The sequence below is a fragment of the Streptococcus sp. DD13 genome (genome assembly GCF_001578875.1).
In the GTDB taxonomy this organism is placed as follows: Bacteria; Bacillota; Bacilli; order Lactobacillales; family Streptococcaceae; genus Streptococcus.
In genome coordinates, this window is the sequence record NZ_KQ969506.1 from 311,380 (window position 1) to 326,451 (window position 15,072).

8 protein-coding genes and 1 pseudogene are annotated in these 15,072 nt (G+C 46.2%); 8 read left to right on the plus strand and 1 reads right to left on the minus strand.

Annotated features, from left to right (window positions below; all coding sequences use genetic code 11):
- The 4 genes and pseudogenes from STRDD13_RS08940 to STRDD13_RS01415 all read left to right on the plus strand — a co-directional run.
- Positions 1-856: pseudogene (locus STRDD13_RS08940) on the plus strand (DUF4982 domain-containing protein); the annotation flags it as partial.
- A 6-nt stretch (positions 857-862) separates the two neighbouring features.
- Positions 863-2,359, plus strand: a complete 1,497-nt coding sequence (locus tag STRDD13_RS08945; RefSeq protein ID WP_443031066.1) for an Ig-like domain-containing protein — start codon at positions 863-865, stop codon at positions 2,357-2,359.
- Positions 2,349-4,055, plus strand: a complete 1,707-nt coding sequence (locus STRDD13_RS01410; RefSeq protein WP_067100905.1) for an alpha-L-fucosidase — start codon at positions 2,349-2,351, stop codon at positions 4,053-4,055. The genes STRDD13_RS08945 and STRDD13_RS01410 overlap by 11 nt, the downstream gene beginning before the upstream one ends.
- 81 nt (positions 4,056-4,136) lie before the next feature.
- On the plus strand, positions 4,137-5,885 hold the full coding sequence (locus STRDD13_RS01415; RefSeq protein WP_067100908.1) for a Cna B-type domain-containing protein: 1,749 nt from the start codon (positions 4,137-4,139) through the stop codon (positions 5,883-5,885).
- 183 nt (positions 5,886-6,068) lie between these two features.
- On the opposite strand, the gene STRDD13_RS01420 is transcribed toward STRDD13_RS01415, so the two are convergent.
- A complete protein-coding gene (locus tag STRDD13_RS01420; protein WP_067100911.1) occupies positions 6,069-8,165 on the minus strand; it encodes a GH92 family glycosyl hydrolase in 2,097 nt (698 codons plus the stop codon).
- A 173-nt stretch (positions 8,166-8,338) separates the two neighbouring features.
- Between STRDD13_RS01420 and STRDD13_RS01425 the strand changes: the two genes are divergently transcribed.
- Genes STRDD13_RS01425 through STRDD13_RS01440 form a run of 4 tightly spaced genes read left to right on the plus strand, consistent with a single transcriptional unit; the run spans position 8,339 to position 15,069 of the window.
- Complete coding sequence (locus STRDD13_RS01425) at positions 8,339-9,631, plus strand: glycoside hydrolase family 125 protein (protein ID WP_067100914.1); 1,293 nt, start codon at positions 8,339-8,341, stop codon at positions 9,629-9,631.
- A 1-nt stretch (position 9,632) separates the two neighbouring features.
- On the plus strand, positions 9,633-12,272 hold the full coding sequence (locus STRDD13_RS01430; protein WP_067100917.1) for an alpha-mannosidase: 2,640 nt from the start codon (positions 9,633-9,635) through the stop codon (positions 12,270-12,272).
- A 50-nt stretch (positions 12,273-12,322) separates the two neighbouring features.
- A complete protein-coding gene (locus STRDD13_RS01435) occupies positions 12,323-13,207 on the plus strand; it encodes an ROK family protein (protein ID WP_067100920.1) in 885 nt (294 codons plus the stop codon).
- On the plus strand, positions 13,186-15,069 hold the full coding sequence (locus STRDD13_RS01440; protein WP_067100923.1) for a beta-N-acetylhexosaminidase: 1,884 nt from the start codon (positions 13,186-13,188) through the stop codon (positions 15,067-15,069). Before STRDD13_RS01435 ends, STRDD13_RS01440 begins: the two co-directional genes overlap by 22 nt.
- Positions 15,070-15,072 lie beyond the last annotated feature (3 nt).

Below are 15,072 nucleotides of genomic sequence, written 5' to 3' on the forward strand. Positions count from 1 at the left end.
GGATCAGGTGAGTTATGCGGGACAATTCATTTGGACCGGCTACGATTATATCGGCGAGCCCACTCCTTGGCATAATCAAAATGACACGCCAGTGAAAAGCTCTTACTTTGGTCTAGTGGATACTGCAGGTATTCCCAAAAATGATTATTTTTTGTATCAAAGTCAATGGCGGTCGGTAGAAGATTATCCGATGGTTCATCTCTTCCCCCATTGGAATTGGGAGGATGATGAACGCCGGGCACAGGTTGCGGATGAGGAAGGGAAGATTCCAGTACGAGTCTATTCCAATGCCTCCCATGTAGAACTGTTTCTAAATGGTCGCTCTCAAGGAAAGAAATGTTTTGTACGAAAAAAAGGATCAAATGGACTCTTTTACCAAGAAGGACAGCGGGAGGAAGAACTTTTTCTAGAATGGCGTCTGCCCTTTATTCCAGGCAAATTAGTTGCTGTAGCTACAGATGAAGACGGTCAGGAAGTCGCTCGAGAGATGGTACAGACAGCAGGTCAGCCTGCACGCATTCGTTTGTTGACGGACCAAGAAAGGTTGAAATCCGATGGACAGGACCTTTCCTATGTCTACTTTCAAGTGGAAGATGAAGCAGGTGTAGTGGTCCCTACAGCTCAGCACAAAGTAGACTTTCAGCTGGATGGACCGGGGCGTATTCTTGGAGTGGACAATGGAGAACAGGCTAGTCGCGAGCGTTACCAAGTACAGGCAGATGGTCGCTGGCACCGCAAGGCCTTTAATGGTCGTGGTCTAGTGATTCTGGGGAGTCGAGAAGTGGAAGGCCTTCTTTCTCTAAGGGCTAGCAGTGATGGGCTTGTCAGTGATGACAGGACGATTTGGATAGGGAAAGAGGAAGTGAGTCAATCGACATCTGATCCGATTGGTTTATCCCTTCATATAGAAGAGGGAGAATGGAGGGAAGACCGGCAGGTATTTGTCACTTGTTACTTGGACTATCCCGATGGTCACCAACAAGTTCTCCCGAGTCAAGCTGTCACGTGGAAGGTATCTGGCGAGGGCTGGTTGGTCGTTCAAGAAGGAGTATGGGAACTACGTCAGGCTGGATACGTGGAAATCCATGCCCGTTATGATGAATTAGAGACCACCCTTAAAAAGAAGATTGAGCCTGCTATGATGGAGAAAACGATTCGACGCGTCCGGCCTGTTCATCTGTATACCCAACTCGGTCAGATGCCCAATTTGCCTGATACGGTGATTGCTGAGATGGTAGAGGGAAGTCCCAAGCGCTACCCAGTTGTATGGGAACTTCCTAATCCAGAGACCTTCTCACACTATCAGAATGTCCTCATCTCCGGTCAAATAAGGGAGAATCACACACAAGCTCAGGCCATCGTCACGGTATCTGGTATCCAGGCTGTAGAGGAAAAAAGTTGCGTCACGCTCATCCAAGAGCCACCAAGGTTACCTGAAACTGTTCGGGTTTACCTATCAAATGGCATGACAGATCAAGCGAAGGTGGACTGGGAAAGCATCCTACCTTCTCAATATGAGCAGGTTGGAAGCTTTGTGGTCAAGGGTCGCGTGGACGGCTGTCTGGTTCCGGCTGTCCTAAAGGTCCGTGTGACCGATCAAGCGGATCTAGGCCAAGTCATTTCCAATCAGTGGACAGGTTCCACCCTGCCATTGGCATTTGCTTCAAGTGAGCAAGAAGGACATGAGGCCCAGTACTTAAATGACCGGCAGACAGACGCTCATAGAGAATCGTCTCATTATTGGGCTAGTTGTCACGGGGAGGAAAGAGCCTACGCGGGGATTCTTTTTGGAGATGCAGGGACAGTTTCGTCTGTCTTTGTGGACAATCTCACGCTCTATCTCCATGAGAAAACCGGTACCTTGCCCTTGGATACACTCAGAGTGGACTATTACGATGGTGGACAACCAAGTTTAGATGATGCAAATCATTTAAACGAGGACCATTGGAAAAAAGTCGCGCATCTGAAAACAGTTCCGTCAGACGACGGGCAGGTCGTCCAATTGCAGTTTGATAAGGTAAAGACCTATGCGATCCGAGTCGTCTTTTCTCAGCTTACGCAACCCGTCGCGCTATCTGAGTTGCAAGTATTTTCGAAAAAAGCCATCGCTAAGGATGCTACAGAAGTAGAATTATGGTATCAAGGAACCAAGCAAGACCTGCAGGAAGGACAGTATGACCTATCCTTACCTGAGGATTGGAAGGAGACAGATTTGCAAGTCAAAATGACCAATAATGCCAGCAAAACAATAGTGCCTGCCCTACAACCAGGACAAGCTCATCGCATCATCGTCCGATCAGAAGACAACCATCTGGTCGCAGAATATCGACTTTGGCAAAGGGGGAGCCATGACGAATGAACTAAAAATTCCTTTTGGAGGACCAAGGCCGACAAGAGCACAGCTTGACTACCATCAAGATGAGTTGGCAGCCTTTATTCACTTTGGAATCAATACCTATTATGAACAAGAATGGGGAAATGGGAATGAAAATCCGTCACGATTTTGCCCAACAGCCTTGGATACAGATCAGTGGATCAGGGTTCTGAAAGAAACGGGATTTCAGCGAGTGATTATGGTCGTGAAACACCATGACGGATTTGTTCTCTATCCTTCTCGTTGGACGGATCATACTGTGGCGGCTAGTCCTTGGAGGGGCGGAAAAGGTGACTTACTGGCTGAAATCTCAGCGTCTGCGAGTAAGTATGATATGGATCTGGGCATCTATCTATCCCCCTGGGATGCACATAGCCCACTGTACCATATCGACACCCAGGACCAGTACAACCAGTATTATCAGCGACAATTGGTTGAAATTCTTAGCAATCCACAATATGGAAACAAAGGGCGGTTCGTCGAAATCTGGATGGATGGTGCGCGTGGAGAAGGGGCTGAGGAGCTGGTCTATGATTATCCTGCTTGGTTTTCTACCATTGCTCAGTATCAACCAGACGCCTTAATTTTTTCAACGGAAGCCACAAGTATTCGCTGGATTGGAAATGAAAAGGGTGAAGCTGGAGACCCCTTATGGCAAAAGATACGTCCAGAAAAACTAAGTCTTCACACAGATCCTGCCTACCTTAATCATGGGGATCCAGATGGCACTATCTACTCACTAGGAGAAGCAGACGTGTCTATCCGATCAGGTTGGTTTTATCATGAGCAACAAGAACCAAAGAGTCTAGCAGATCTCCTAGAGATTTATCTTCATTCTGTTGGGAGGGGAGCTCCACTGTTGCTCAATGTCCCACCGAACAAGGAAGGCTTGCTAGCGGATGAAGATGTCCAGCGCCTCCGGGAGTTTCATCAAACACTAGAAGAATTATATGCTACAGATTTGGCCCAGGGAGCAAGGGTTTCTTTCAAAGGTCAGCCGATTCAAGAACTGACGGACGGGCAAGTAAGGAGTCATTGGCTAGCTCCGAATGACCTGGAGCCCCTTATCCTTGAGATGGACTTTGGGTGTGAGAAAGTCTTCGATACCATCGAATTAAGAGAAGACTTGACCCAAGGGCAACGAGTTGCTCGCTTTGCTTTGCAAGTAGAAGTAGACGGCGTCTTTCAAGAGTATTTGTCCGGACAAACCATTGGCTTTAAACGTTTACTAGTCGGGGAAGTGCGTCAAGCTAGACGATTGCGACTCATATTGTTGGATTATCAAGCTCTTCCGATCTTATCCAAGTGGGCAGTTTATAAGGCGCCAGATGTAATGCATCAACGATCCAGCTCATCTGGGCTTGCATTTGGACAAGAATGTTATAAGGTCGTGGGCGGACAAACAGTTACTGTTCAAGTGAAAAGGACAGACAATCTATCCCAAAGCGAAGTCGTGCGGCTCCTTACGGAGCCTGGTACCGGTGTACATGGGGTAGCCTATTTAGATCAAGTGGTAGACATCTCTTTTGCGAGTGGAGAAACCCTTAAGGAGATTGCAGTAGATACACTGGCCTTTAGTGGATCATCCTTGCTTGATTTTTATATGAAGGCAAGAAGAGCAGATGGAACCTCAGTTGTTACACGAATTCAAGTCAATGAAAGCAACCTCCTTTTAAAATGAGTACGAAAACGATAAAAAAACGCTAAAACGTTTGCAAATTTTTAGTACTTAATAGTATAATCTTTTAGAAAGGAGAACATCATGAAAAGTAAAGTAAACTTATTAATTAAGTTTTTCTTGTTTGTTGCAGGAGTTATCGGACTTTTGGCTTTGACGGATGTTGCAAAGGCAGCTGAAGTAAACCAATATACGATCCAAACTAGCTTAACGAAGGCGGGACAACCCATCACAAGTAGTACCACTGTTGGCTTAGGAGAAACCTTCACAGTGTCCAATACGGTGAACTTTCCAGATAGTCAAACCATCAAGAGTGGGGATACATTTGTATTGGAACTTCCAAAAGAAGTGGTTGCAGCGACCAATTTAACCTTCGATGTCTATGACACAACTGGAAATGTTGTTGGTTCAGCCGTTTTGAATAATTCCAGTCGGACTGTGACTGTCACCTTTGGGAACTTTTTTGAAGGTCGTCCCTTGAACAAGCAAATGTTGCTGTCCTTTGATGTGACAGTTGACCGCTCTGTTGTCAAAGAATCTGGAACTGTGAATATCCGGATTGGTAGTGGCGTCTTCCCATTTCGTTATGAGGCGACTAGTGATCGATTAGCTGATTATGAGGTAAAATACGGATACCAAGATACTACGAATCCTCGTATTGTCAAATGGCGAATCATCCTCAATGCGCGTCAGGATATGTTGCGGGGGATGGTGATCACAGATACCTTCCGTCAGGGGCAAACTCTGGTAGAAGGAAGTTTCCGAGCAGTCCGTTATGCTCCTCAAGCGACTCCTGTTTTGACAGAGAATGAATTGACAGCTTTACCTGTACTCGATAATTTTAGTTCTAAGGCTGTATTTACCAAAAATGAAGCAGGAGGCATCACTGGATTTACCATTCCATTTGGAGATAACTACAATTGGCCTATGTTTATTGAATATTCAACCCTTGTTCCAGAAGGGGTTGAAGCAGGTACCCAAGTGTACAACCGTCTAGGCTGGACGGCGACAAACTTTGTAGGTGAGCGAACATTGGAACCTTATGTTGTGTTGCAAAATGCATCGGTCGTTATTAGTGGTGAAAACAATGGGCAAGCGACGATTCAAGTAGACAAGAAACTACTTGGTCAAACGCTAGAAGCGGGTCAATTCACATTCGGTCTTTATCCTGAAGGAAGTACGACTCCGGTCACGACAACGACCAACGCTGCCGATGGAAAAGTGACTTTTTCTTTGACAGGCCTCGCTGCCGGAACAAAAAAATATGTTATTAAAGAAATCGTTCCTGAGGATCAAACAGGTTACCTCTATGATCGCGGAGAAGTAGCTGTGACTGTTACGACGACAGATAAGGCAGGGCTCAAGTCTTCTACTGTTCGCTTTGATAGTGACAAAAAAGACTTTACCAATGTTTATCAAGGCCAACGCACGATCGAAGGACGGAAGATTTGGGTGGATCAAAATCAAGTAGATAAACGACCAACCAAGATTACAGTCCGTCTTCATGCCAATGGAAAAGAAGTCCAAGTGACCGAAATTGGTGCCTCAGATGATTGGAAATACCGCTTTGAAAATCTTCCAGAAAGAGATGAGACTGGCAAAGAAATTCAATACTCTGTGACGGAAGATGAGGTAGCGGGCTATAGGACGACAATTAATGGCTTTGACATTACCAATACATTAAATGCTGTTCCACCCACTCCTAAAGAGCCGAACAAACCAAAGAAAGAGTTACCAAAGACTGGTCAAGAATCAGTAGCCTTCTTGACGATTGTAGGCTTGATCGGATTGGCTTTCTTATCCATGAGCCATTTGGCAAAAAAAGAGAATTAAAAAAGCTGACAGGCATTTTTCCTAGGAGATCAGTTCTTCAAAAAATGAAAAGGATTGTCGGTTGATGGAACAAGATTAGAAAAGGCCTCAAGACTGGATTTCCAGACTTGGGGCCTTTTTGTATATGGGCATTTGGATCGACTCATGCTTCTAATAGACTTACTTTCTAACCGGTAGACTGGATTATGATGGTCGGTGAGAAGCAGGCAACCAGGATAGGTGGAAATCCAGCTGGCGACTCTCCAATAATTGGTTGTGTGAGATTTGGTGAACGGACTCTCCGTCTAAGAGGACCTTGTCTACAAAGGAGAAGTGTGGGTAATTTTGGTGAGCTTGGATGTCCAACCAATGGCCTGTCTGTCCCAGTCGGATACGGATATGATTGAAGACGGGAATCCCCACATCATAGACTGGTTTACCAGGGCAGGTCGGATAAAAGCCTAGCACACTCCAAATATACCAGGCAGCCATGCTGCCATTGTCTTCGTCACCAGGAAAGGCTGCCACGCCAGCTTGGAAGGTCTGGCTACGAATGCCTTTCAGAAGGAGGCTGGTAAACTCTGGATGGCGACTATAGCGGAAGAGGTAAGGGATGTGAAAGCTTGGTTGATTGGAGATGGCAAGTTGTCCAAAATTCGCGGCCGCCATCTCACTCATTTCGTGTATCTCAAATCCATAGCCACCCGTCTCAAATCGCGGGTGATCATTACAAAGTTTGGTCAAATAGGCTAGAAATTTTTCTTCTCCTCCTAGTAGCTCCTTGAGACCCTCGATATCATGAAGGACTCCAAGACTGCTCTGGATGGCTGAACACTCGGCATAGTCTAGCCCCCAACTATAGGGAGAGAATTCTGGACGCCAGTTCCCTTTTTCGTCTTTGGCCCGCATGTAGCCCTGTTCAGCGTCAAATAGTTGGCGAAAGTTTTGAGCGGATTGGAAATAGTCCTGGGCTAGGTCAGGCTTCCCTAACCGATCTGCGAGTGTTGCGATACAAAAATCACTGTAGCAGTAATCCAAGGTATGACTGACACTTTCATGGTGGCTAGAAGGAAGGTAACCTAGATGCTGGTATTCTGCTGCTCCGTGACGGCCATAGATTCCCTTTGGATCTGCCTTCGTTGCGGTTTGGAGCATAGCGGTCAAGAAGTCCTCTTCTAGGTCCGGGATGAGGCCTTTGATAGCTCCATCTGCTATGACTCCATCTATCAAGGTGCCTGGCATCATGCCCCGTTCATCCGGAGCCAGCCATTTGGGCAGATAGCCCGTTTCTTGATAAACGGTATAAAATCCCTCTAGCATATCCCGGTATTTTTCTGGAGCGAGGAGTCCCAAGAGAGGGAAATTAGTCCGGAAACTATCCCAGAAGCCAGTATTTGTAAAAGCCTTTCCTGGTCGGACTGCTTGGTGTTTCAGATCAAAATGAATTTCCCGACCATCTGCATCTCGTTCATAAAAAGTTTGTGGAAAGAGGAAGAGGCGGTAGAGGGCGTGGTCAAACATGCGACGGTCTTCTTTTCCTTGATCGACGATTTCTAGCCTATGCAGGTAGTTTTCCCAGGCCTCCTTGGTCTTTTCTTTTGACTGTTCAAAATCGTGAGATGGCAAGTTTCGAAAGGCTTGATCAGATGAGATAAATGAAGTGGCGATTTTGACTTCCCCATTTGACTTGTCTAAAGTAAGAGAGAAATCCTCTTCTAAGGATTGAACGGACTGAATCTCTTGATCAAAGGCTAAAGCCACATGCAAGACAAGAGCTTGTTTTGTAGTTTGGGTCTCTTCTTTTAACTCAAGTAAAATAGTTCGCTTATCTTTTTGAGTGAATCTGATCTCTGCCTTGCTGTGGAGAAGAAGTCGCAAGGGCTCTTGAGAAGGTGATTGGCAACGCATGACAGCACCATACAAGGTAGGGGTCAGCTCAGTAGTAAGGGAATAGCGTAGACTATCTATTTTAAGATAATGAGGCTGAAAGGTCGCCTCCTCTGGTCGATAAGAGGACTGTCGATGGAGGATATCGGCCTGTGAAATCTCTCCAATCACTGGTGTGACCAGCAACCATGAAAAATCTCCAATCCAAGGACTGGGCTGGTGGGTCAAGCGAATCCCTTGAAAAGTTGGCGTCGTCGGATGGAAAAACCAAGCCCCATCTGTATGACTTGTCTGAGGAACAAAATAATTCATTCCAAAAGGATAACCTGTATAAGGCAGGGCGTTGCCATTGGAAAAGTGGGGGGAATTTTCTGTTCCGTATCGTGTATCAATGTTTTCAATGATTGTTTTCATATGAACCTCCGTGAAAACCCTTTCTTAATTTCGATTATATCATGGATTCGACAGAAAAACAGTAGCCGAAAAAGATACTATCGAAAGCACTTTAGTTTGTGTATAGGATTTGAAAGCGGTTTACCCTATACTAAATACTGAACTATGATCATTCGTTAAAAAGGAGTAAGCAAATGGCGCCTTATTCAACATCAATTGTACGTAACTGGCTGGATGGCATCGCTGAGATGGCTCAGGACCACCCTGACTGGGTAGCTGTGTTTGAACGCTGCTATACCGATACTTTGGACAATACAGCCAAGGTCCTAGAAGATGGCTCGACCTTTGTCTTGACAGGAGATATCCCTGCCATGTGGTTGCGAGATTCGACCGCCCAGTTTAAGCCTTATCTCTTTGTGGCTAAAGAAGATCCAGAAATGCGAAAGACCATCGCAGGTCTAGTGAAGCGACAAATGGCCTTGATTCTCAAGGATCCGTATGCCAATTCATTTAATATCGAGGAAAACTGGAATGGTCACCATGAGACGGACCATACCGACTTAAATGGTTGGATTTGGGAGCGCAAGTATGAAGTGGATTCCCTTTGCTATCCCCTACAGTTAGCCTACCTTCTCTGGAGAGAGACCGGAGAGACCAGCCATCTCGATGCGACCTTCATTCAAGGAGTAAAGGAAATCCTGCACCTCTGGCAGGTAGAGCAGGACCACAGTAACTCCCCATACCGCTTTGTCCGGGATACGGATCGCCAAGAAGATACCTTGGTTAACGACGGATTTGGCCCAGACTTTGCGGTGACAGGGATGACCTGGTCAGCCTTTCGTCCGAGTGATGACGCTTGTATCTATAGCTACTTGGTACCGTCCAATATGTTTGCGACAGTGGTCCTAGGCTATGTGGCGGAGCTCTTTGAAACTCTGGACTTGGAAGGGGCTTTAGACATTGTCCCACAAGCTAAGCGGCTGCAGGCAGAAATTCGTGAGGGGATCGAGAAATTTGCCCACACCAAAAATAACAAAGGAGAAGTTGTCTACGCTTTTGAAGTGGATGGCCTAGGGCACGCCAGCATCATGGATGACCCAAATGTTCCTAGTCTCTTAGCAGCTCCTTACTTAGGCTTTTGTGACATAGAAGATGAAATCTATCAAAATACTAGACGAACCATTCTGAGTCCTGAAAATCCGTATTACTATGAAGGCAAGTATGCGTCAGGTCTGGGGAGCTCCCATACCTTCTACCGCTATATCTGGCCGATCGCTCTGTCTATTCAAGGTTTGACCAGCAAGGATAAGGAAGAGAAGAAACGGATTTTGGACCTTCTGGTAGCCTGTGATGGCGGGACAGGTGTCATGCACGAAAGCTTCCATGTGGATGATCCGACCAAGTTTTCTCGGGAGTGGTTCTCTTGGGCCAATATGATGTTTTGTGAGTTGGTTTTAGATTATTATGATTTACGAATCGAGGTGTAAAATGGAAAATATTACCGTACATATCATTTCCCATAGCCACTGGGATCGTGAGTGGTACCAGCCTTTTGAAGCACATCGCATGCAATTAGTGGAGCTCTTTGATGATCTCTTCGACCTGTTTGAAAATGACCCAGACTTCAAAAGCTTCCACCTAGATGGACAAACGATTGTACTTGATGACTACTTGGAGATCCGACCTGAAAACCGGGAAAAACTCCAGCATTATATCGACCAAGGCAAGCTCAAGATTGGGCCGTTTTACATCCTCCAGGATGATTACCTGATTTCCAGTGAAGCCAATGTGCGAAACACCTTGATCGGTCAGCAGGAATGTAAAAAATGGGGCAAGTCCACCCAAATTGGATACTTTCCAGATACCTTTGGGAACATGGGACAGGCTCCGCAGATACTGAAAAAGTCAGGACTGGATGTAGCGGCCTTTGGTCGTGGGGTGAAGCCCATCGGCTTTGACAATCAAGTTCTGGAAGACGAGCAGTTTTCTTCCCAGTTTTCTGAAATGTTCTGGAAAGGAGCAGATGGGAGCCAAGTCCTAGGGATTCTTTTTGCCAATTGGTACAGTAATGGAAATGAAATTCCTGTAGATATAGATGAGGCACGCGTCTTTTGGGAGCAAAAACTAGCTGATGTCCGTGCTTACGCTTCGACCAATCAATGGCTGCTGATGAATGGATGTGATCACCAACCTGTTCAAAAGAACCTGAGCGATGCCATTCGTGTTGCAAATGAATTGTATCCTGAGATCAACTTTGTGCATAGTTCGTTTGAAGAGTATATCCAGGCTGTACAAGCAGCCCTACCGGATAATCTGTCGACGGTAGAAGGGGAGCTAACTAGTCAAGAAACAGACGGTTGGTATACGCTGGCCAATACTTCTTCCTCCCGAATTTACCTCAAGCAAGCCTTCCAAGAAAAGAGCAATCTGCTAGAACAAGTCGTGGAACCCTTGACCATCCTAACAAATGGTAAAAACTATAAGGACCAACTGACTTATGCTTGGAAGACCCTCCTTCAAAATGCCCCCCACGATAGCATTTGTGGCTGTAGTGTAGATGAGGTTCACCGAGAAATGGAGACCCGCTTTGCCAAGGTAGGACAAGTCGCTCACTTCGTCAAGCAAAATCTCTTAGATGAATGGAAGGGCAAGCTCGATAGCCATCAAGCTGAGAGTGAGCACCTCTTTACAGTAGTCAATACAGCTCTTCATGAGAAGGTAGGTATCGCAACAGTGGACGTGGCCATTGCCACCTGTGATTTCAAGGAGGCTCATCCGACAGTAGCCTATCAACGGATGGCTGATCTAGAAATTCCAGCCTTTGTAGTCAAGGATTTGGACGGACAGCTCGTCGAAGCTAAGGTCGAAGACCTAGGAGCTTCCTTCCAATACACTCTGCCAAAAGATCAATTCCGCTATGCCTATATCGCACGGCAAGTACGGGTGACCCTCCCAGTCCAGCTAGCTCCCCTTTCATGGGAAAGCTATCAGCTCGTGGAAGGTCAAGTAGCAGAGGCTCCTGGTCTTTATCGTAACGGCGTGATTGATACGCCTTTTGTCACAGTCAGTGTAGACAAGGGTCTGACCGTCTACGATAAGACGACCCAAGAAGCATATGAAGACTTCCTGCAATTTGAAGATCGGGGCGATATCGGAAATGAATATATTTATTTCCAACCAAAAGGGACACAGCCAATCCTAGCCCAATTAAAAGGGACAAGAGTCCTTGAAAACAACGCTCGTTTTGTGAAATTGTTACTGACACATGAGCTGACCATTCCAGTCAGTGCGGATGAAGTCTTAGATCAAGAGCAAAAAGGCATTGTTGAGTTTATGAAGCGCACTGCTGGACGCTCCAAGGAGCTGACCACGATGTCCTTATTGACCGAAATGACCGTCTTTGCGGATAGCCCGCAGCTTTCCTTTAAGACACGCTTTACCAATACAGCCAAAGACCACCGCATCCGTCTCTTGGTTAAAACCCATAACCAAAGCAAGACCAATGATTCTGAGAGCATCTACGAGGTAGTCACCCGGCCAAATCAACCCGCCACAGTTTGGGAAAATCCTGAAAATCCTCAGCACCAACAAGCCTTTGTTAGTTTATATGATGAGAAAAAAGGGGTTACCGTCGGCAATAAAGGTCTCAACGAATATGAAATCCTAGAAGATGATACGATTGCTGTTACCTTGCTTCGGGCGACAGGTGAACTAGGGGACTGGGGCTACTTCCCAACGCCAGAGGCGCAATGCTTGAGGGAAGTGGAAGTGGAGTACAGTCTGGAATGCCATACATCAGAAAGTCGCTTTGCGGCTTATCGCAGGGCCAAGGCTCTTCAAACACCGCTAACATCCTTGCAAATCACGAAACAAACAGGGACCATTCCAGCAAAAGGTCAAGCTCTACAACACCCAGCACTCGAATGCGACCAGCTCTGTCCAACTGCTTATAAGGTAAGTGAAGATGAGGAAGCTTATGTCCTACGCTATTACAATATGAGTCAAGAAAGGCTAGCTTTTGGAGCTGAATACGGATCCCTATTGAACCTTTTAGAAGAACCAATCGAAGCAGAAGCTGAAGGGATCCAACCACAGGAAATTCGAACCGAACGAATTGCGAGATCGTAGTCTCACATGAGGGAGACAGCGCGATCGATGAATAGAGAAAGGGAAAGGAAATGGTGATTGCGACAGTTGATATCGGAGGAACAGGTGTAAAATTTGCCAGTATGACCAGGAATGGAAAGGTTCTTAGTAGACAAGCGATTCCAACACCTGCTTGTTTGGAGGACTTGTTGACCTGGCTTGATCTGCTTCTCACATCTCAGGACTACGAGGGCTTAAGCATCAGCGTGCCTGGCTCTGTGGATCCCCATACAGGAGTGATTGGTGGCATTAGTGCGGTTCCTTATATTCATGGTTTTTCCTGGTACGAAAAGCTGGCCCAGTATTCCTTTCCCATTCATTTAGAAAATGATGCCAATTGCGTAGGGCTTAGCGAATTACTCGCTCAGCCAGACTTAGACAATGCAGCTTGCGTGGTGGTCGGGACAGGTATCGGTGGGGCCCTTATTCTCAATGGACGCTTACATCGGGGGCGTCATGGTTTAGGAGGAGAGTTTGGTTACATGCTCTTATCAGAGCCTGGAGAAAGTTTGGGGAATTGGTCCCTGCTGGCTTCAACAGGGAGTTTGGTTCGAGCTGTTCGGGCGAGAAAGCACTCCGAAGATTGGAACGGCAAAAAAATCTATCAGGCGGCTGCAGATGGAGATGTCATCTGTCAAGAGGCGATTGATCACATGAACCGACAGTTAGCAAAAGGAATCCTCAATATCCAGTACCTATTTGATCCAGATCAGATTTGTATCGGAGGATCGATTAGCCAAAATCCAGCTTTTATTACAGGAGTCCAAGAAGCAGTCTCATCCTATGTGGACCGCTATGATGAGTTTACCGTTGCCCCAAGGATTCAAGCATGCACCTATCAAGCAGATGCCAATTTATATGGCGCTCTCGTCAATTGGTTACAGGAGGAAAACGAATGGCCACATTTATCGGCTTAACAGAAAAACAAGAAAAAGCAGTGGAGCGTTTAGCTCATCAGTTGCCCTTAGGAGATGTCGAGATTGAGGTCTCTTCAACAGCCCAATCATCGATCCGAGTGACAGGACAAGAGGGCCACTACCAGGTTGCTTATGATCAACCTCATCGCCTGTACCGGGCACTGGCCCTACTAGCTGCAGCACTCCAATCAGGCGAGACAGTTGTCTCTATCCAAGAGACTGCTGCTTATGACCACTTGTCCTATATGGCAGACTGTTCGCGTAATGCGGTTTTAAACCTATCTTCTGCTAAAAAAATGATTGAAGTCTTAGCCCTTATGGGCTACTCGACCTTCGAACTGTATATGGAAGATACGTATGAAGTCGAAAATCAGCCTTACTTTGGCTATTTTAGAGGACGTTATACAGCTGCTGAATTACAAGAAATTGAAGATTATGCTGCTCAATTTGACATGGACTTCGTCCCATGTATCCAGACCTTGGCTCACTTATCGGCCTTCGTCAAATGGGGTGTCAAGGAAGTCCAGGTCTTGCGTGATGTAGAGGATATTCTCCTGATCGGAGAAGACAAGGTCTATGACCTGATTGATGGGATGTTTGCCACCTTGTCTAAACTCAAAACCCGCAAGGTCAATATCGGGATGGACGAAGCTCACTTGGTAGGACTTGGTCGCTATCTGATCTTGAATGGTGTGGTAGACCGGAGTCTTCTTATGTGCCAACACTTGGAGCGCGTGCTGGATATTGCTGAAAAATACGGTTTCCACTGTCAAATGTGGAGCGATATGTTCTTCAAGCTCATGTCCTCTGACGGCCAGTATGATCGGGAAATTGAGATTCCTGCTGAAACCAGGGCTTATCTAGACCGTTTGAAAGATCGAGTGACACTGGTTTATTGGGATTACTACCAAGACAGCGAAGAAAAGTACAACAGGAACTTCAGCAATCACCACACCATTAGCGACGACCTTGCTTTTGCAGGGGGTGCTTGGAAGTGGATTGGCTTTACGCCCAATAATCACTTTAGTCGCCTGATTGCCCTTGAGGCCAATAAAGCCTGCCGCAAAAACGGCATCAAGGAAGTCATTGTGACGGGCTGGGGGGACAACGGTGGTGAAACGGCCCAGTTCTCTATCCTACCAAGCTTGCAAATCTGGGCAGAACTCAGCTACCGCAATGATTTGGACCGCATTTACGAACATTTTTCCATAACGACAGGGCTTGATTTTGATGACTTTATGCAGATTGACTTAGCCAATCGCTTGCCTGGTCTACCAGAAAATCTGAGTGGGATTAACCCTAACCGCTATGTTTTTTATCAAGATATTCTCTGCCCGCTTTTGGATGAGCATATTCGTCCAGAAGTAGATGCCCAACATTTTGCTCGAGCCGCTCAGACGCTAGAACAAATTAGTCCAAAAGCCGGGGACTTCCAGTATCTATTTGAAACTCAGGCTCAGCTCAATCATGTCCTGTCTCTCAAGGCGGATATCGGTGGGAAGATTCGCTCAGCCTACCAAGAAAACCGAAAGGCAGACTTAGAAGAAATTGCAAGACAAGACCTACCGATAATCTATGAAGCAGTAGAGCGGTTTGTTCAGCTCTTTAGCCAGCAGTGGCTCAAGGAAAATAAGGTCTTTGGACTTGATACAGTGGACATTCGTCTAGGTGGACTCTTGCAACGGATCAAACGGGCGCAAGAACGCTTGCTACAATATGCTTCCGGTCAAGTGGAGCGTTTAGAAGAACTAGAAGAAGAGATTCTACCGTTTACAGATTTCTATAAAGAACAGGAGTTTCAAGCGACAACTGCCAACCAGTGGCATACGATTGCGACAGCTTCGACCATTTATACAACCTAATCA